Below are 18720 nucleotides of genomic sequence, written 5' to 3'. Positions count from 1 at the left end.
AGTTGACGACCGTGTGACCCTTAACGATTTTTAATTCCTACCCCTTGTAAGACTCAACTCTTATCTTATGTAAGACTCATACATTCCCGTTTGATTGGATTGATTATGTTTGGAGCTACGGAACTGGAGATGGAAATCTTGCGGTTGCTGATGACAGGTAACCGCCTCTACGGTCTGGAAATGGTGAAGGAGTCGGAGAGGCTGAAGCGCGGCACAATCTATGTGTATCTGAGCCGCATGGAGGAGAAAGATTGGGTGAAATCCGAAGCTGAAAAGGAGCCATCAATGCCAGGCCTTCCTAGAAGGCGCTACTGGATCACAGGAAAAGGTCAGCGTGTGTTTGAGCGCGCCTCTGAATTGCGGAAGGAGTTTATGACATTGAGCGAAGGATATGCAGTATGAATTCCGACAAGAGTTCAAATGACGATAGTGGCTCTGGTGAACGCCAAGCGCTTTCTCTAGATGCCGACATGCAACCTAAATTTTTCTCCCATCAGTTCAACTCAAACTTTATGGGACACAACTCTGTTGACCATTTCCGCCCAAAGAGCTTTGTTAAGCAAACAGTGTACGGAATAATGTGGCTCAGCGAAGCACAGAACCGGCAGGTGGCAAAGACGCTAGCGTCAGTCATCAAGGGGTCCCGAACTGTCGTCGAAAAAGAATATAAAATTGAGCGCCCGCCGGGTCATCGCGCAATAGGAATCTTGCAAGCGGTTTTACCAAAGTCAGTATTTGAGCGCGTTTACGGCCAAATGGTCGCAGACAGTCGCGCTGAATTTTACGAAGCTCTCGATAAAAACGACTACCTTGAGGCCAAAAAGATCAAACGCCACCTGAATTACTCTTTGATCCTAAGTGCTTTGACATATGTTGTCGGTCTGCCGTTTCATCTTCTATCAAAATGCTTCAACTGGTATGACAAGAGCGAGTAGTGGGGCCGCAGCCCCACCTGCGAAGTTTCATTTGAGGCCTAGATCAGCTTTTCCAAGTTTCATGAGCTGAGTGCGGGTTCGTTCGAGGATTGACCATTCCTGCTGCAAAGTGGACATCCAAGATCGGTCAATATTTGATGATTCGTGAAGGTCAGTCTGTAACTTTGCTAGAAGAGCCGCAGCTTCTGGCGGTAAGATGAAAGCTGCGACAGGTATTGTTTCTTCAAGCTTTCGCATCAAGACTCTGTAACGCGTTCCCTTGTCATCAGTCGCAGAACTCCCATCTAGTGCCTCCTCCCTTATCCACTCGTTGATTATCTGGTTCATAGTGCCGGTAGCCGCTAAGACGTCTGAATAAGCCGCGAGCTTCTTCTCCCAATGCTTTTCCTTTTTGTATCGACCTAGAGCCCACTTAACAGCGGACCAAGCGACTAAAAGAGCCAACCCTGCCTGAACAACAATTTTAGCAAAGTCAAAAACAACAACCCACCACGTGATCAAATGTTACCCCTCGCGAATGTCCTGTTCAAAGAGAGAGAGCCGTCGCTCGACTGCAAAGGTCTAGGCAACGGCTCCGTCTCCCTATTTCCAATGTTCAGGAGACAAGAAAAAATTTATTACCACTTAGCTGATTCTGCTTTCAGGATTGCACCAAAGTATCAAAATCACGCCATGAACTATAGTCGCGCTTAAACCTGAACCTGATCCGCTCAGCAGTGCTAGCCACATGACGGGCCCACCATTTTACGAAAGCAGCGCGAGGAAAACATCTCAATCACGACGTCGCATTGCTCTTCTGTTAAGTGTCCGCAAACGATCCTTATCCGGACATTTTAATGAAGGTGTCAGTTGTATAGCCAGAGGCCAGTTATCGGCACTTCGAAATTCTCACAAGACTGGTCCGAATTAATTCTCGCTTAACGGGCGTTATATGATACACCGTGAGGATGACAGGAACCCTTATCGGATATGCTCGCTGTTCGACTGACAAGCAGGACCTCGCTTCTCAGATCACAGCACTTCACAAACTCGGTGTAGAACCTGACCGCATCTATACTGACCACGGCTATAGCGGCACGAACCGCAATCGCCCAGGTCTGGATCAGGCCCTTGCAGCGGTGCGAGAGCATGATACCCTAGTCGTTCCGAAGCTCGACAGGCTGGCCCGCTCCGTTCCAGACGCTCGCTCGATATGTGACGATTTATCGAGGCGCGGAGTGAAGCTTCAGATTGGATCTTCGATCCACGATCCAGCCGACCCGATGGGACGGCTGTTTTTCAATATTCTGGCAACATTCGCTGAGTTCGAGTCTGATCTAATCCGGATGCGTACTAGAGAGGGACTTGCCGTTGCTCGCGCAAAGGGCAAGTTGAAAGGTCGTGCTCCGAAACTGAACGCCAAGCGCGAAAAGGATCTCCGCCGACTATATGATAGCGGAGAATACTCCATCAGTGATTTGATGGATATTTTCGGTATCGGGCGTGCGACGGTTTACCGATGCCTCAATCGTAATCTTCCGACGACGGAAAATTCTCAATGAAAGTGAAGCCGGAAAAGTCATGCCGTTTTTTCTCGTTACGCAAACCGTTCTCATCGAGGCAGACGACGAACAGGCCGCGGCGCTTAAAGCTGTCGATCTGGTAAGAGCAGGCGGCGAGATCACAGTCGCTGTAAAAGCTGATGAAATAAAGACGACATACATAACCGTCCCGGCGCAGGTTATCGAAGCTCACGCGCTCGTAGTTGATGAAGAGGTCGAGGGATCTGACCCAGCAAGCGCTGATAAGGAAGCTAAAAATGAATCGTTTTTGAAGCGGATTTTCTCATCCGTTTCATTCCGACCTTAGGGAGTATACATGTGAATGACGTCTGGATTGCGCCAATGGAAGTCATCGCTGCGCTAACCTATGGCTTTTGCAAGGATGTCCATCAGCGCAGTGAGCGTAGTTTGCACCATCAACCATGCCGGGATGGCGGCGATTGCTGCGGTCTTGCCTACCGTCTTCGCAAATTCCTCGGTAGCGATGTCAGCCTTGGCACCGATCCACTTGGCGACCATGCCGGCCACCCGCGCGATCGTCTGCCCGGCAGCTCGCAGTCTGCTGGTAGATGGCGAACCGGTAGCTGACTCCTGCCGGATGGTGGCTATCGCTGCTAGGGTCTTGGTGCGGTCGTCCTCTGTAATGGCGAACTCGTCGGGCGGTTGATTATGGCCAATTCCAATGAAGTCGCTGCTCCCTATGCCCTGGCCGATCGGCACTGCATGTATTGCGCGTTCAGCGTCCGTGGCGGCGGCAAGCAATTGACCAATCAGCGCCTGTCGGTCATCGAATGCGGACGCGAAGGGCGAGAAGTCGCTTGAGCGATCCGTTTGAATTGCAAAGCGCAGGCGTATGACGTTGCCAGATGGCAAACTTGAATGACCGACCTCAAGGAGTTCGACTGCTGCGAAAAAACCTGAAGTGTTTCGAAGTAGAGCGATCTGCCCAACGCGGGGCGTCCGGGTGCGGGAGGTGAAGTCAGCGGCAGCAACCACTTTTGGTGTCACCTGACCGATAGTTGCAACGTCTTCTGCTATTGCTACCCCTTCAATACCTGCTGGATCGTTGTAAAGATGGGCTGACCCTTGACCTGCACTGCTCCAGCGAGTCTCAAACGCCCAAGACGCTGCGCCGATTACAAACCGCCCATCATAGCTTGCATAGTTGAAAGTGGCTTCGCCCATCGGCCGTTCATCTTTCGGCGGCTGAACACTATTCAACTTCGGCAATTCAGTCTCCGTCTACAACTTAACCTAAACTCGGATTACCACATTGAAAGCGTGCATGCATAGCGCCACCCAAATGGTCCGCTTCGCGCCAGGAGCAGACGTAGCGGCACGCTTCGATCAATTTCGCCTCTCGCCTCTATTTAAGTCGTTGACGCACATGCCAGAAATCCCGGAAGCTTGCTGTCCGCTTTCACTTTTCATGCAACAGTTAAGTTGAGTGGTAGGTCGCGCTTGCGTCTCTTTATGCGGCCAGATAATAAAGCATTTATATGGGAGGGGGCTTTCATGAAAACCATCATTGCAACTGCAGTTGCTTGCCTAATTTTGCTAGGTGGCGGCCTGGCTTTCATCAGCTACGCTGGTAGTGATCCTAGCACTGAAGATCTGGACCGAGACCTCGTTAATATTGCAAACGAGATATCTACTGCAGAAGCGCAAAAGGCTCGCTACGACGGCGGTGCGATCAGCAGCCTCATCGATGTTCGCATTGAAACGCTGAAGGTGACCGCTGCCATGCTAGAACAGAAGCGCCTCAGCTTCCTGCGGCGGATCGACCTGAACTATAATTTGAATGGCGAGCTCCATCAGCCGGACGAAAGAAGGATTGCTGCTATCGGGGCAGACCTAGCCGCAGCCACGAGCGAGCGTGACCGCTTAAGCGCTGAGGCCAGTCGGTACACCGGTGGGTTAGTCCAAGCAATCGCCTTAGCAAATGCTGCGACAGCAGAATTGAGTATTTCCCAGCTTCAATTGGCGCTGCTGTCTGAACGGTATGGTTTTACTTGGAACCGGCTATCTGAGGGGCGGTCCGCAACTCCCATGGGCCAGGAAACAGTGGAGGACGGTGACGCGCTATGAAGAAAACATTGGCCTTTCTTGCTCTCCTTCTAATGACGCTGATTCAGCCGGTTCTCGCTCAGGAAGCTTCCGCCCCTTTTGGCCTCAAATGGATGGTCAGTGCTTCCGAAATCGAAAAACTCGGTGTTGTACTGCGTCCTGCGGAGAGCGCGACGTTCGGCAAAACTTACGTCGCGACTTCTTTGCCCAAGGCGCTGGCTGACATGAAGTTTGTGATGCTGTCGTTCGGGCATGACGATCGCCTCTGGCGTGTCGTGGTTCTAGGGGAAGAGTTCGTCAATGACCAGTATGGATCCCGCATCATAGACCGTTACAATCAACTCGCTGCTTCTCTGGCAAAGAATTATACCGAGACTGGGGTGTACGAACGTCGGCCCAGCGATACCTTCTATGGTAGGGCGGAAAATTTTGCGTACTCCCTTAGCCAGAACGAGGCCAATTGGTTTCGGACTTACAAATCAGATGCCACCACAGTCGAGCTTTCGGCTAATTCAAATCACAAGAGCACATTCTGGCGCCTCATTTACGTCCAGCAAGAGGGGAAGAAGGCGTTCGAGGCCGGCAAGGCTGGCGCCGAGCTTGATGCGCTTTGAAAAAGCGCTGTGAGATAGCCTCGAAAAGCAGGTCGATGTCACGCGAATGCGTGAGGAGCAAACTGCCCGCATTCTACCCCCATTTCAGACTTCTGGGGAATGCCTAAGGAACGTCCGCAATGGGCCAAAAGGCGACTTCCGGTAGAATTCATCTGCCTGCCTTTCTCCAACCAGCATTCCGGGCGTCGGCTTCTGAACAGAACCAGCGCTCGCCGTAGTCTGTTCTGATGCGGGTGGAATCGTAGTCGTACTGTCCGGGAACATGAAAAATCCGGATCCCAGAACTGATACTGATGTTACCTTTGATATTGCATGCCGGATCCCACAGTTCACGCGGCAGCAACGTATATCCGCCCATGGCTAGAAAAGCCGCAGTAGATGATGCTATCACTATAAGGCCGAAGTTGCTCATATGAGCCATATACTATGCTGATATTCAAATATTATTGATCTGATGGCTAAAATCCAGCCTATCGGTCTACGAGCGCTCCGTGCTTGGTTCGCTTTTCCAGCCCACAGGGCCGGAGCCTGCGCTAAGCGCTGGCGAAGCAGACGAAGGCCAGAACGCGCTTATCCAAATTGCGCCGAAGTGACGGCCGAAGTCTTGTGGAAAACACCGCTATGATTTTTTACGTCGAGCCAGTTCAGAAAACGGTTCGCGGCCTAAAGCAGCCGCGAGCTTGCGCCAATCGCTACCCCCCATGCAGGGAAGACGCAGAATTTGAACGCTCGGCAGGTGAGCCATGTCCTCTACCGTTTCATAACCATGCTGGTTAAGCATGAATACGGTTGAGGGCTTCATCTTGATATCGGAAAGTGATTTTGCATCGCTTGTCATCCCTGCACGATTCACAACAATCACGCCGTTAGCAATGTGCAAATCTGCAGTTGGGCCTAACGAGGCAACTGACCCATGATCCATCGATTTCCGAGGCGGTTGCCACAGGCTCGACAACGTAATCTTGCTTGCAGTGAAGCGAGAAAGGCGTTTCCCCATTTCTTGCGGACTGCCTCCCGGTCGATCCACGTTTCGCGCTCACACGAAGAACAAAAGCAACCAAGCGTGATGTATTGTGGAAGATCATCCAGCGCCGTGTTGACCGGATCAGGAACCGGCCCAATGTAAGTGATCTGGTCACGTTTGAGTTTGCTAGCTTCGGCATCCCTTGGCTGTTTCATAACCTGTCCATAGCAGCCAATCTTGCAGTCATTAAAACTGCGCATGTTCGATGAGCTTCATCTTAATGAGTGATACCATAGAACGAGCGCAAAATACTTGCGAGGTACGATGATGGCATCGGTGCCAGATTTATTGAGAGACGTTCATACGATCGCTGATCCCTGCGAAAAGCTCAGGCAGGGTTTCTCTGAAATTGCTTCAGACAATTCGACAGACCCCGAGTTGCGTCAGGCAGCAGCCGATCTGGCCGACGCCATCGAGCATGTGTTCAGGGTTGCCAGATATATTGCTGACAAGAGCGGGAAAGAGTGAGCGGAAGAAACATCCATAATCAAGCTCGATGGCGTGTCCCTTCGGGCCGGGCTCTAGTCGCTGCGCGCCCCGAACCCGCAAGCGGTTTCGGCCCATTCGGGTAACGATCCCTCACGCGAGATCCGCGCACAGTTTCAATATCGCAGGCAGGATCGAATTATATCAGAAGGAGCGCGCAGGCGCGCACATTCACAAAGCAGGCGGGCAGCAGGCCCGCCTCCCCTCTTTCCATTTCAGTTTCGCCCAAGCGCCCCCGCTCGGAGCCGTTCAAGGGGCAAGCGCGATGCGCGTTGGTCCGGCCTACGGCCCTCCCTGCGAAAATCGGCTTTCAGCGCTGCGCGCCGAACCTTCCGATTTTCTTGTGCGCCAACCCCTTGAGCGTTCCTCAACGCGGACACTCGGGGGTCTTCGCCCCCCTCCCTTCGCTCCGGTGAATGCCAGGAGGCTATTCACCGGAGCAAACGGCGGTGGCCTCGCCCACAGGCGAAAAGGGAAATCTTATGAGCGGCAAGGCAAAGACGGACACAACGCGCAGCGATATCTATCAGTCAGTCACCGACAAGATCATTGAGCAGCTTGAGCAAGGTGTGCGGCCATGGATGCAGCCGTGGGGCGCGTGTGGTTCGCCCATTCGTCCTTTGCGACACAATGGCGTAGCTTATCGCGGCATCAATACCGTGCTTCTATGGATGACAGCAGCAGAGCGCGGCTTTCGTTCCCCATACTGGATGACCTACAAACAGGCGCAGGAGCTTAAAGGTCAGGTCAGGAAGGGCGAAAAATCCTGCCTTGTCGTTTACGCCGGTGCAATCGAAAAGCAGGGAGAAAACGAGCATGATGATGGCGAGAAACGCCGCATCCCTTTCTTGAAGGGCTACAGCGTGTTTTGCGCGGATCAGATCGACGGCCTACCAGATCATTTTTATGCTCAGGCAGAAGCGCCAGAAGGTGCGGTTGAAAAAGAGCGTATCACTGCCGTCGATGAGTTTTTTGCCAATACGGGAGCGGTCATCCGCGAGGACGGAAGCCAAGCCTTTTACAGTCCTGCTGGAGATTACATTCAAATGCCGCCGTTTTCAGCTTTCGTGTCGGCAGAAGCGTTTGCAACGACACTGGCCCACGAGGGGGTCCACTGGACCGCAAATCGCGTAGGCCGCGATCTAAGCCGTTACAGCAAGGACCGATCCGAGAGAGCGCGGGAGGAACTGGTTGCCGAACTTGGCAGCGTATTTTTTGCCGCAGATATGGCGCTTGCAATAGAACCGCGTGACGATCACGCAGCCTATATCAAGTCGTGGCTCGAAGTCTTGAAGGGCGACAAGCGGGCGATTATTCAGGCGGCGTCACAGGCGGAAAAGGCGGTTTCGTACCTTCACAGTTTGCAGCCCGGACAAGAGCAAAGCCAAAGCGAAGAACAGCTTGCAGCATGAGAATTGATGGTGGCCGTATATCGGCCGCCATTCTCCGTTGCGGCGGTCAAAGCGGGCGGGCATCGAACCCGCCCGTTTTGATCTTCCGGCTTTGCAGCCTCGCGCGCTACGCTTGCAATAATGATGCGCGAGATCGCGCAGCTACACCATGCCCCGCATTAGCGGGGCTTCTTGCTCCATTTCCTCACCAATCGTGGCGGCGGTCCGAGGGCCAGCTTGATTGTGAAGCGGCCACGCTCCGTGCGAGCCTGCCAGCGAGCAGATGCGACGGCCAGTGCGGGCGAGATCGGTAGCGTCCACCGCTCCTTTCGGTGTCTGCGTTGATTGATTTCAGGTCAGTATGGTCCTCGGCCGCGCCATTGCAACTTTGGTCAAAAAGATTTTTCCCCGCCCGCAAGCGGGCTCCTCGCGCCCGCGGCTGAAGCCGCTCCAAAAATCTTTCCGTCCAAAGTCCTCCGCTTCGCTGCGGCCCTACGGGTGCAACAGCGCTCAACGCCGAGGACCACCTTTGACCTGCAATCAACGCAGACACCGAAAGGAGCTAACCATGAACGCAACCTACAAATTCCTCGCCCGCACTGGCCGTCGCATCCGCTCTTACTTCGCCAAGCTCATCAAGCCCGTCGTGAAGAATGGCCGCTTCACAATCAAGCTGACCCTCTCCATCCCTCTCATCGCCAAGATTGAAGTTGGCGGGGAATGGAGCAAGAAGCCCCGCTAACGCGGGGCACCGGGGGCTAACGCCCCCGGTTCATCCGCGTCAGATCGCGGGCAGTAGTGGTGTCGGAAGCTGGTTTTTGAAGGACCTGGCGCTGCGAAATGTATGTTCGAGTTGCAGCATCTACTAATCAAGCCCATGGGCGTGTCCCTTCGGGCCGGGCTCTAGTCGCTACGCGACCCGAACCCGCAAGCGGTTTCGGCCCATTCGGGTAACGATCCCTCACGCGAGATCCGCGCACAGTTTCGATATTGCAGGCAGGATCGAATATTCAGATGGAGCGCGCCAGCGCGCACATTCACAAAGCAGGCGGGCAGCAGGCCCGCCTCCCCTCTTTCCATTTCAGTTTCGCCCAAGCGCCCCCGCTCGGAGCCGTTCAAGGGGCAAGCGCGATGCGCGTTGGTCCGGCCTACGGCCCGCCCTGCGAAAATCGGCTTTCAGCGCTGCGCGCCGAACCTTCCGATTTTCTTGTGCGCCAACCCCTTGAGCGTTCCTCAACGCGGACACTCGGGGGTCTTCGCCCCCCTCCCTTCGCTCCGGTGAATGTCATGAGGACATTCACCGAAGCAAACGGCGGTGGCCTCGCCCACAGGCGAAAAGGGAGTTTTTGCCATGACTGTTACCAACATTGAAAACATTGCCCTGTCCAAACTCGTGCCAAGCGCAGAGAACGTGCGGCGCACTAATTCCCAAGTCGGGATTAGTGAACTGGCAGACAGCATCGAGGCGCATGGCCTTATTCAGAATTTGACTGTCCGCAAGGGATCACGCGGAAAGTTCGAGGTTGTCGCTGGTAGCCGCCGCCTCGCCGCCCTACGGCTTCTTGCAAAAGAAGGTCGCTTGGAAAACGATGCCAAAATCGCTTGCAACGTTCTGAATGAGCAGAGCGACACAGAAATTTCTCTGGCCGAGAACATGCAGCGTGAGCGCATGCACCCTGTTGATGAAATCGAGGCTTTCCGCAAGCTCAATGATGACGGTTTGACGCCGGAAGCCATTGGCGACCGTTTCGGCATGTCTCATATGACTGTCCGTCGCCGGTTGAAGCTCGCTCACCTATCGCCGCGCATCCTTGAAGTGATGAGAACCGATGAAATTACGATGCAACAGGCCGAAGCGCTTGCATTGTCCGACGATCACGAAGCGCAAAATAGCGCATGGTTTGGTTCAGAATATTCATGGCAGCGCCAGCCACATGCTTTGCGTGAAGCCTTGTCAAAGGAACAGGTGCGCGGCGATCACAAACTAGCGCGTTTTGTGACCCTAGCGGCCTACAAAGACGCAGGTGGGAACGTGGTCACGGACCTGTTTTCCGACGACGATGAAAGCTTCTTGTCCGACCGCGTTCTGTTGGTGCGTTTGGCAACAGAAAAGCTCGCATCACTTGCAGAGCAGTGCAAGGCAGAAGGTTGGCTTTGGGCTGAACCGGACTTGGAGGGCAATGCTCACATCAGGGCAGACTTTGAGCGCATACACTCGCGACACAACCAACCTAGCGAAGAGATTTCGCAGGAGAATGATCGCCTTTCGAAAGAATATGACGAGTTGGCGGAATTGCTAAACGCAGAGGCCGGAACGGAAGATGAGCTATCCAAGGCAGCCGAACGGGTAGACGCGATTGAGGCTCGACAGGAGGAAATAAGGGCAAGTCTTCATACTTACGACCCACAAGAAGTCGCCCTCGCCGGTTGCTTGGTCAGCCTCGATTATAATGGTGAACCACGGATCACCAAAGGTTGGGTGCGTCGGGATGATTGGGCGACCATTCTTGAACTACGAGGCGAAGAAGGCATTAGCGCCGACAACACCGAAGCAAAGCAACAGAAGCATGAGGAAAGTAGCGATACAGGCACCCTTTCCGCAGCTTTGGTAGAAGAATTGACAGCCATTCGAACGGCAGCTTTGCGCGTGGAAATGACACGCCAACCGACTGTCGCGCTAGCGGCACTTTTGCAGCCATTGTTAGTGCGGGCATTCTACCCGAACTATTACGGCTCACCGTCGATTTCCAGTGCTGTAGAGGTTCGTGGCGAGTATAAAGCTTTAGACGGCGCTATTCAAAATCCATCCAGCCACCGCGCTTATGTTGAGTGGGCGCAGCATCTGGAAACGGTCAAGATAGGTCTGCCACATGAACCCGGCTTGTTGTGGGACTGGTTGCTTGAACAGGAAACCCCTGTCCTACTCAATCTTTTAGCGACGGTTTCAGCGGCGAATACGAACGCAATCCGCTATCGTCATGACATTCGCAAAGATGGCCGCATCATCCAGTCAGATGAAATTGCTAGAGCGATGGACTTCAATATGTCTGTATGGTGGACGCCGAATGTTGATTTCTTGGATCGCATTTCGAAGAAGGCCATGGGACATATCATGCGCGATCAAGGCATAGCAGAGGATCGCATTACAGCGATGCAAAAGCTGCCAAAACATGAGGCAGTACATCGTGCAGAAGCCGAGATTATGGGGCTTGCGTACATGCCAGAATGCTTGACCACGCCGGAACTCGATGACGAAGACGTGCCAGAGGCGGTCCAACCAACAGATGACAGTTTCGCAATCGCAGCTGAATAAGTCTTACACTGGAGCATCTTGTCATGCTCCAGCCCCTCAGCCGGGCCGAAACAATGAGGGCGTCTAGCTCCCATTCGCCTGACTTGTTTTGGTCCGGCTGGTATCAAGAAATTCTCAAACTGGAGACAGCGATGTTTAATGTGGCAAATGCGAATGCGACCATCACCGCTTTTTTGATCGATCCAAAAGTGTCCACCATCGAAGCCGTCACAATGGCATCTGATAAATTAGAAATCGAAGTCAATCAAAAGCTGGAATGCCTTTTCACCGTTACTGGTGAATATGCCGATGGCTTTCGGATTGTCTCGGATAAAAACGCTGCGATGAATGGCATTCATGCCTTTGTGGAAAGCAAGGACCGCGACATGATTATCGCGGGCAAAGTCGTTCTGTTTGAAGTGAACGAAGCCGGTAAGATCATCGATTCCACTCGTTCAGCGTCCATGGTCAGCGAACTCGTCACCACCGTTATTCCTGTTCTCGACCCTATCTATGACGGCGGAAATGATGCGCCCGAAAACGGCATCCGCATACATGGAACCCCCCTTGATGGCTTCCGCGTCCGACTGCGACGGTCTTCGCCAGTAGTGAAATGAAAAGTTTGCTTGAGCAAACTTTTTGCATTTCGAGTGAGCAGACGATTCCATTTTGATCAGTGATCAGCTATTCAGAAATAGAGATTTCGCCGCGCCGAATTTATGAGCCGTAAGGTTTAGGAAGGTATCAATGAAAATCCTAGAATTCACCAATCGTAAGGGAGGCGTTGGAAAAACGACGCTCGCTTGCCACTCTGCGTGGTTCTTTGCGGAAAAAAAGCGTGTGCTGCTTGTCGAGCTGGACGAGCAGCGTAACGCTTCACGCACTATTCAAGACAATCTGCTTTCGATCACCAGTACCGATTTATGTGCTGGTCCGGTCGACATTCCCGGCATGGATGCGCCGGGGATCACGACAATAGCAGCCGACGAAAAACTAAAAGACTATGCCACGGACCCTAAGCTTGGGATTCCTCAGTTGAGAGAAAACATCCTTGGGGCGCGGGATGGTTACGATATCTGCGTTATCGATACCCCTCCGGCTGCTAACGCATTGTCAATCGGACCACTATTGTTTGCTACACACGTTATCGCGCCGATCAAGCTTCAAGGCTACTCGCTGCAAGGTATCGAAAGTGTTCTACAGAGTATTGTTGGTGCAAAGAAGCAGTTCAATCCAGACCTCGAATTTCTTGGCATTTTGCCAAACGAGTATGTCGCCAACCAGCCAGCGCAGAAAGACCTACTGAAAGACCTCATCGACAAGTTTGGTGCTCGTTTCCTATTCGACGCGGTTCTGCATCAAAGACAAGGTTATGCCGATACGGCGGCAAGCAAACAGCCGGTTTGGAAAGACACAAAAACAGCGGCTCGCGCAGCAGGACGAGAGATGCGTGAGTTGATGGAAAAGATTGAAGGGCGGATTTGGGCATGAGCAGCAAGAACACATTTGAAGGTCTCGACTTCTCCGGTTTTGATACTTTGACCGCACTCGACACAAAAAAGGATCAGGACAAGGAGCCAGCCGCAGGACACAAAGAAATTGCGCTGGACATGGTGATTGAAGACCCCGATCAGCCTCGCCGCTCTTTTGATGCCGATGCCTTACAGGAGCTTGCGGATTCGATATCGAAGCGTGGAGTGCTTCAAGCAATCGTTGTCCGCCCAAAAAACAAACATGGTAAGCATGTCATCGTCATGGGTGCGCGTCGCTATCGTGCTTCATTGCTTGCAAAACGTAAGACGATACCGGTCATAATTAGGGTCGAAGGTAGCGACGGCTATGACCAGATGGTTGAGAATATCCAACGCGAAGCGTTGTCGCACCATGACATAGCGCTTTTTGTAAGTAACGAACTGGCTAAGGGCGTGAAGCCTGCCGTGATAGCGGCGGGGCTTGGCAAACCTCGTGCCTGGGTTTCCCTGTATGTCGATTTCTTCGACATGGCACCTGCCATCCAAGAGCGCTCTGAAAGCTTTGGTATTCGTGCGGCTTATGAGCTTCATAAAGCCTATGGGCTTAATGCCGATGCTACGGAGGCGTATGTTGCCTCACGAGAAACTATCACGCAACGAGAGGCAATCGAATTTGCGAAATCGCTCAAGAGCGAAAGTAGCTCGCCCTTAACTTCACTATCGACCGACATTGCGGAAGACAAGGTTGAGGTCGGCGAGGCCCAATCTGCGGCGATCACTGAACAGCAACCAGTGAAGCGCGATCAGTCACAAGAGAATTCATCCCCGAGGTTAAGGGGTAGCGTAGCACACGCCGTTGTCGTTAAAGTAGGGGATAGTTTTGGAAGGCTGTTGCTAGATAAGCCAGCCGAGCAGGGTTCTAAATTCGGGACTGTTTCTTTCGATAACGGTTCAACAATCAAGGAAGTCGCTCTAAGCGACTTGGAGATATTTGAGATAATCCGCGTGGATTAAAGGAGTGATGGTTATGGGTCAGGTGTTCAACGGCATTAAACGCACCTTCATGTTGTCAGCGCGTTTTATCCTTTGGTCGCTTCGCATGGCAGCATGGAAGCTGCTTACGTTTGCTCGCGGACCTGTAACCATCGTTTGCGGATTTACAACAGTAGCGGGTTGGGTTGGCGGCGTTGTGCTGATGCCTGCATTACTCTGGTACGCCAATGCCTACAGAGGAAGCGATTTCGGGTTTGGCATGTTTGGTGGTGCAATCGCCATTGGTCTCACCATGGGACTTATCGCGCCTGTTATCATGGTCAAGTATGACAGCCTGCTATTCCGGCTCCAGCCAGAAGATCGCATAACGATCTACACTTGATTTCAAGCTTCTGCGTGTTTCGAAAACCCGGCCTTTGTGCCGGGTTTTCTTTTGCGCCTTGCTTTGTGGTTAACCCTCGGAGCCGCGCAGGTCCCGATCAACAGGGCAGGGGAGGCCAAGCAAGGGCAGAAGCGCAGCGTCCCTTGCTTGGATGAGACTGTCATGTAGGGACCGATCCAAGCGGCCCTGTGGGTTAACCCTTGGTGAGCGCCTTGCCCCTTTTCGGGCGTAGCCCTCAATCAAATGGACTCGCGAAGCGAGGCGTTATCTCTCTTGAGCAAATCCCGCACCCGCTTGTGTTTGCTCAAGCAAACTATTACATTATCTCGTATTCTAGTGCAGGATAGCCGACGCGACTGAATTCTTTAAAGATGCGATTATGAAACTTCTTGGCACCCACGTTGATGACGACATTGCAGAACGCTTTTCAGCGTTGGCAAAGGCGCATGGCGGTAAGTCCGCTCTGCTTCGTCGTCTGGTTTCGATGGCGGTTGACGGTCAAGGCGACGGCAAGGCTCCGTCGCTGCCTGACCCTCATGGGAGGGCAGTGCATCTTTCGGTCAGACTGTCTGAGAACGAGGTTTCAGCAGTAAGGAAGGCAGCAGCAGAGAGAAGCATGAAGCCTTCGCAATGGCTGCGTTCTGTGGTGCGTGTCCGGTTAGGATCGGGCGCACAGTTTTCCGTGGGCGAGCTTCATGAAATACGTGCACTGGTCAATCAGGTTCGAAAGGTTGGCGTCAACCTCAACCAGATCACCCGCGCAGTTAATGAGGCTCGAAGGGAAGGCGGCTCATTCTCGGTTGATGCAAAGGCAGTCGATGCGGCTCGCGATGAAGTTTCAAAAGCAATCACGGCTTTGCACCTGATGGCGAGAGGGAACGTTCGTTCCTGGGAAGGTTCCGGCAATGAAGAATGATCCCAAGGTTCGAGCGCTTTATGACGACTTCTATAAAGGGGTAGGTGTCTCCGCAGCTTGGCTTCGCAATGGGCAGATGCGGACGTATCAGGATCAGTTCCCGCAGCTTATGGCGGCGTTGAAAAAAAGCCCTGATGCGAAAGCCAAGCTTGCCCGCGTCGTATCAAAAGCACCGGAAGTGATGGTGAAGATTTCGGGCCGCACCAAGGACGGCGACCATCTGAAACAGCACATGGATTACATTACCAGAAACGGGAAGGTCGAAGCTGAAACCGATTATGGCCCGATTAAGGGCAAAGAGGCGGTTCGCGATCTACATGGAGATTGGGCAGATGATGAGGTCATTTACAAAGGCCAGCATCAGGTCCGCAAAACGTCGCTTTCGGTGAATATGGTTCTTTCCATGCCCCCCGGCGTGGACAGGTCGCAGTTCCGCGATGCGGTCCGTGATTTCGTGGATAAGGAAATCCGGCCTCGCGTCGATGTTATGGTCGCATTCCATGACGATACCAACCATCCGCATGCTCATGTGACGGTACGGGGTCGCCAACATAACGGGCGAGCGTTCAACCCCGGTAAGGCCGTTCTCTCAAAGTACCGGGAACAGTTTGCGGAAGCATTACGGCATCGAGGAATCGATGCTGAGGCTACGCCTCGTTATTCACGCGGTCGCAGCATGAAATCGGAACGTCAGGAGTTTCGACAGATGCGTGCGCGTGGTCTAACGCCACGCAATGAGAAGCGCTCGATGGAGCAAGCTTACGAGGAGCTTGTCAAAGGAACTGCACGGACTTCTGGAGCGGCTCGCAGAGAGGGGCAGGGAGCGCGTGAACGCCCTTGGGAAGACGCTGCGAAGGCGAAAAACATAGGCGTCAAAGCTGTTTACAGGGCCGCAGCCCGCGAGCTTGCGACCAGCACCAGTTCCGCAGACCGGCAGCTGGCGGTAAAGGTCGAGGCTTTTGCGCAGTCGCTTCCTGAGCCAAGGTTTCAGCGCGATATTTATCTCACTCTCCTTGCAAAGCAGATTCGAGAGCATGCGCAGGGCAAGTCGGTGGAACAGGACAGAAATGTTCAATTAGAACCGAGAGTTGGCGATAGAGGTGATACGGGACCGGAGCGGGGTGGAGGTCGATCCCGGTGATGCGTTATAGCTGATTTTGCTAACTCCCGATCAAACGCAAACTTTGTGCTTGTATTGGTGTATCCAATTGGATACAAATAGCCATGAACACTTTTGAGATATCGTCGCAGTTCGATAGCTGGTTGCAGTCCCTGAAAGATAAAAAGGGTAGGGTTCGCATCGCTGCACGCATTATTGCGGCAGAGCATGGAAACTTCGGAGATTCCAAGCCGGTAGGCGAGGGCGTATCCGAAATGCGCATTCATTACGGGCCGGGATATCGGCTCTATTACACGCGCAAGGGTGAGACCGTTTATTTTCTGCTGATCGGCGGGGACAAGTCCAGTCAAAAGCGTGACATAGAAAAAGCCATAGAAATGGCCCGTACCGTCGGAAAGGAATGATTATGACGCAGTTCAAAAAATTCGACGCTTCAGAGTACCTGCACGATGAAGAAGACATGCTGGAGTTCTTGGCCGCAGCCATGGAGGATGAAAACCCAGATGTTTTCATTTCGGCGCTGGGTCATGTCGCTAAGGCTCGAGGCATGGCGCAGATCGCAGAAACTTCCGGGCTTGGCCGCGAAAGCCTCTACAAAGCCCTGAAACCCGGGTCAAAGCTTCGCTATGAAACGATGCACAAAATCATCCATGCGCTGGGCTTCCGGATGACACTAAGCGCGGCGTGATCCGCCATGGTCGCGATGAAACCACCTCGTGAGCGCTGGAATTGTCTAATCTTTTATAAAAGTCTCTGAGTTCAGGAAATTCAAAAGTTTTTGGCCGCTCAAAATCGTTAAACGATGGTCCTGTAAGACGAGGTCTTTCGCGCCTGCGCCCGTTCTGCCAGTGTGAATGAAAATACCTTTGCAGTTGCGTGCGGCGATCAAAGCGCTGAAATCTGCAATGTGCTGGCGGTTGATGTGCTTGGCATATCTCTTAGCTTGCAGGAGATGTGTTTCCCCATCTATCTGAACCGAGCCATCAATCCCGCCATCACCACTGTAGTGTGTGTTTCGAACAACTCTATGCCCGCGCCTCTCAAAGCCTTCGAGTAATAGTTCTTCGAAGGTCAGAGGATCGATCTTGCGCAGGTAGGCGAGACGTTGTGGCATCAAAGGAATAGTGTTGATCTTTTCCAGGACACGGCGCGCTTGCTCCTGCTTTCTTTTATGTCTCAGGATGCGCGCTTTGGGTTTCAGAAGCCGCCGCAACAAGATTCCTGCTGCGATGATGATCGCAACTGCGATGATTTTTATTTCGTGATCCTGCATGACTTAACGCGCTCTAGCGCTCGCGTCCGTAGTCTTTTGGGCGATCATCTTCAGGTGGCGAATGATTGATATCCGAGCGATCAACGTCTTGATCTCGCTGTATGGTAGGGGAGGGAATATCAATGCCGTTGGCGATCATTCCTGCAATCTTTTCCCGAGCGACCTTTACGGCCTGATCAACAGCATCTTTGTCGTTTGGGAATTGCCGGGTTGTCTTGTCTGTCACGTACGTTTCGAGAATGACAGCTTTTCTCAATTCCGGCTCACTAAGAAGGCTTTCCCTTGAACCGTCCAAATATGTTCTCGCTTTGTCATGACCAGAGAAATCATGGGTCGCGACAAAATCGACTTCCATTTCATCCTCGATTTTTTGAGGGAAGTCCCGGCGGTCCACGACGACAATGTAATTCTCGGCTGCAACCTTTATTGTTAGCTCGTCATGATCGATTAGGTTACCAGTGACACGCTCACCTGGGAGTGCTGTGCGAACATCGTGTTCCATCGGATCTTCGCCATACTCTCTCAGCATCGCGAAAGTTGAGCGAATAGCACCCTGCCTGTTGGGATCAACGGAATCGAGGATAGCATGAGAGAGCGCTTTGCTGTCGGCATCTCTGATGGCCTCTTTCGATCCTTCAATCATTCGTGCCTTACTCACGACATCTAACTGCACTTCGTGGCCGAGTTCGCGACCGAGCTGGACAATAAATGTTTCCTGCGTCCGTCCATTTCCCTCTCGAAATGGGTGAACATAGTTCAGATCGCCTAGAACTTTTCCAGCCAGCTTTGAAAATTCGTCTGCGCTAATGCCCTTGAGGGTTCTGAGATCGCTTAAGTCCTTGAAAGCGTCGGCCAAGCCCATGTCGATATTCTGGCCGGGGAGGAAGTTCGTCCCGCCTTTGCTGATCGAGCCAATCTGCGGCATACGTTCGCCGTCAACAATCGGTGTTTCAGCTCGCGTGTAACCGGCCCACTCATAAACATCTTGGAATATATGGCGGTGAAGGGCTTTGAGGTGGTCAGCGTCAAACTTGCCTTTGGGACCGTCGCCAATCTCAATCTGGATCATGCGAGCACCCGTTGCGTTGTATTCTTCTTCTCGCAATTCCTTGTTAGAAGTTATCCCAAAGCGATTTTTTAGAACACGCTCGCCATCTGGATTGCCTGTCGGATTCGGATAGCAGTACGGATCATTACTCATGAAATGTCTAACT

At 52.8% G+C, this 18720-nt stretch carries 24 protein-coding genes; 18 read left to right on the top strand and 6 right to left on the bottom strand.

Features of this window, described 5'->3' with window-relative positions; genetic code table 11:
* Positions 1-105: 105 nt before the first annotated feature.
* The gene (locus GGQ73_RS21390) at positions 106-402 is read left to right on the top strand and encodes a PadR family transcriptional regulator (protein WP_183897773.1); all 297 of its coding nucleotides are present in this window, start codon (positions 106-108) and stop codon (positions 400-402) included.
* Positions 399-935, top strand: a complete 537-nt coding sequence (locus tag GGQ73_RS21385; RefSeq protein ID WP_183897772.1) for a hypothetical protein — start codon at positions 399-401, stop codon at positions 933-935. Before GGQ73_RS21390 ends, GGQ73_RS21385 begins: the two co-directional genes overlap by 4 nt.
* Before the next feature lie 27 nt (positions 936-962).
* Here GGQ73_RS21385 and GGQ73_RS21380 read toward each other — a convergent pair whose 3' ends face one another.
* Positions 963-1436, bottom strand: coding sequence for a hypothetical protein (locus GGQ73_RS21380; RefSeq protein WP_183897771.1), 474 nt, complete (start codon positions 1434-1436; stop codon positions 963-965).
* Positions 1437-1882: 446 nt separating this feature from the next.
* On the opposite strand from GGQ73_RS21380, the gene GGQ73_RS21375 reads away from it, so the two are divergent.
* Complete coding sequence (locus GGQ73_RS21375; protein WP_183897770.1) at positions 1883-2476, top strand: recombinase family protein; 594 nt, start codon at positions 1883-1885, stop codon at positions 2474-2476.
* 19 nt (positions 2477-2495) lie between these two features.
* Positions 2496-2783, top strand: a complete 288-nt coding sequence (locus GGQ73_RS21370; RefSeq protein WP_183897769.1) for a hypothetical protein — start codon at positions 2496-2498, stop codon at positions 2781-2783.
* Between the two features lie 53 nt (positions 2784-2836).
* On the opposite strand, the gene GGQ73_RS21365 is transcribed toward GGQ73_RS21370, so the two are convergent.
* Positions 2837-3706: a hypothetical protein gene (locus GGQ73_RS21365; protein ID WP_183897768.1), complete on the bottom strand. Its 870-nt coding sequence runs from the start codon at positions 3704-3706 to the stop codon at positions 2837-2839.
* Between the two features lie 285 nt (positions 3707-3991).
* Between GGQ73_RS21365 and GGQ73_RS21360 the strand changes: the two genes are divergently transcribed.
* The gene (locus GGQ73_RS21360) at positions 3992-4564 is read left to right on the top strand and encodes a hypothetical protein (RefSeq protein WP_183897767.1); all 573 of its coding nucleotides are present in this window, start codon (positions 3992-3994) and stop codon (positions 4562-4564) included.
* Positions 4561-5157, top strand: coding sequence for a hypothetical protein (locus tag GGQ73_RS21355; protein ID WP_183897766.1), 597 nt, complete (start codon positions 4561-4563; stop codon positions 5155-5157). Before GGQ73_RS21360 ends, GGQ73_RS21355 begins: the two co-directional genes overlap by 4 nt.
* Positions 5158-5305: 148 nt before the next feature.
* On the opposite strand, the gene GGQ73_RS23070 is transcribed toward GGQ73_RS21355, so the two are convergent.
* Both GGQ73_RS23070 and GGQ73_RS23280 read right to left on the bottom strand, forming a co-directional pair.
* Positions 5306-5515 (bottom strand): sunset domain-containing protein, encoded by a 210-nt coding sequence (locus GGQ73_RS23070; RefSeq protein WP_234911054.1) that lies wholly within the window; start codon positions 5513-5515, stop codon positions 5306-5308.
* 261 nt (positions 5516-5776) lie between these two features.
* Positions 5777-6154, bottom strand: coding sequence for a hypothetical protein (locus GGQ73_RS23280; protein ID WP_327786371.1), 378 nt, complete (start codon positions 6152-6154; stop codon positions 5777-5779).
* A 294-nt stretch (positions 6155-6448) separates the two neighbouring features.
* Here GGQ73_RS23280 and GGQ73_RS21345 point away from each other — a divergent pair, with 294 nt between their 5' ends.
* From GGQ73_RS21345 to GGQ73_RS21290, 12 genes are all read left to right on the top strand, one after another.
* Positions 6449-6649: a hypothetical protein gene (locus GGQ73_RS21345; RefSeq protein ID WP_183897765.1), complete on the top strand. Its 201-nt coding sequence runs from the start codon at positions 6449-6451 to the stop codon at positions 6647-6649.
* Between the two features lie 500 nt (positions 6650-7149).
* On the top strand, positions 7150-8079 hold the full coding sequence (locus GGQ73_RS21340; protein WP_183897764.1) for an ArdC family protein: 930 nt from the start codon (positions 7150-7152) through the stop codon (positions 8077-8079).
* A 547-nt stretch (positions 8080-8626) separates the two neighbouring features.
* Positions 8627-8800 (top strand): hypothetical protein, encoded by a 174-nt coding sequence (locus GGQ73_RS21335; RefSeq protein ID WP_183897763.1) that lies wholly within the window; start codon positions 8627-8629, stop codon positions 8798-8800.
* Between the two features lie 609 nt (positions 8801-9409).
* The gene (locus GGQ73_RS21330) at positions 9410-11371 is read left to right on the top strand and encodes a ParB/RepB/Spo0J family partition protein (RefSeq protein WP_183897762.1); all 1962 of its coding nucleotides are present in this window, start codon (positions 9410-9412) and stop codon (positions 11369-11371) included.
* Positions 11372-11394: 23 nt separating this feature from the next.
* Complete coding sequence (locus GGQ73_RS21325) at positions 11395-11967, top strand: hypothetical protein (RefSeq protein ID WP_183897761.1); 573 nt, start codon at positions 11395-11397, stop codon at positions 11965-11967.
* A 130-nt stretch (positions 11968-12097) separates the two neighbouring features.
* Positions 12098-12841, top strand: coding sequence for a ParA family protein (locus GGQ73_RS21320; protein WP_183897760.1), 744 nt, complete (start codon positions 12098-12100; stop codon positions 12839-12841).
* Complete coding sequence (locus tag GGQ73_RS21315) at positions 12838-13836, top strand: ParB/RepB/Spo0J family partition protein (protein WP_183897759.1); 999 nt, start codon at positions 12838-12840, stop codon at positions 13834-13836. The genes GGQ73_RS21320 and GGQ73_RS21315 overlap by 4 nt, the downstream gene beginning before the upstream one ends.
* Before the next feature lie 13 nt (positions 13837-13849).
* Positions 13850-14197, top strand: coding sequence for a hypothetical protein (locus GGQ73_RS21310; protein ID WP_183897758.1), 348 nt, complete (start codon positions 13850-13852; stop codon positions 14195-14197).
* A 379-nt stretch (positions 14198-14576) separates the two neighbouring features.
* Entirely contained in the window at positions 14577-15113 is a 537-nt protein-coding gene (mobC, locus tag GGQ73_RS21305) for a plasmid mobilization relaxosome protein MobC (RefSeq protein ID WP_183897757.1), read from the top strand.
* A complete protein-coding gene (locus tag GGQ73_RS21300; protein ID WP_183897756.1) occupies positions 15103-16254 on the top strand; it encodes a relaxase/mobilization nuclease domain-containing protein in 1152 nt (383 codons plus the stop codon). Before mobC ends, GGQ73_RS21300 begins: the two co-directional genes overlap by 11 nt.
* A gap of 83 nt (positions 16255-16337) precedes the next feature.
* Positions 16338-16637, top strand: coding sequence for a type II toxin-antitoxin system RelE/ParE family toxin (locus GGQ73_RS21295; RefSeq protein ID WP_183897755.1), 300 nt, complete (start codon positions 16338-16340; stop codon positions 16635-16637).
* Between the two features lie 2 nt (positions 16638-16639).
* Entirely contained in the window at positions 16640-16921 is a 282-nt protein-coding gene (locus tag GGQ73_RS21290; RefSeq protein WP_183897754.1) for an addiction module antidote protein, read from the top strand.
* Positions 16922-16966: 45 nt separating this feature from the next.
* Here the strand turns inward: GGQ73_RS21290 and GGQ73_RS21285 are convergent, their stop codons facing one another.
* Together GGQ73_RS21285 and GGQ73_RS21280 are read right to left on the bottom strand one after the other, a co-directional pair.
* On the bottom strand, positions 16967-17506 hold the full coding sequence (locus GGQ73_RS21285; RefSeq protein WP_183897753.1) for a restriction endonuclease: 540 nt from the start codon (positions 17504-17506) through the stop codon (positions 16967-16969).
* A 13-nt stretch (positions 17507-17519) separates the two neighbouring features.
* Positions 17520-18707 (bottom strand): Fic/DOC family protein, encoded by a 1188-nt coding sequence (locus GGQ73_RS21280; RefSeq protein WP_183897752.1) that lies wholly within the window; start codon positions 18705-18707, stop codon positions 17520-17522.
* Positions 18708-18720 lie beyond the last annotated feature (13 nt).

Origin of the sequence: Rhizobium skierniewicense (genome assembly GCF_014196515.1) — a bacterium.
Lineage (GTDB): Bacteria > Pseudomonadota > Alphaproteobacteria > Rhizobiales > Rhizobiaceae > Agrobacterium > Agrobacterium skierniewicense.
Note: the sequence above shows the minus strand (reverse complement) of the source record. Positions and strands in the feature narration are given on the sequence as shown.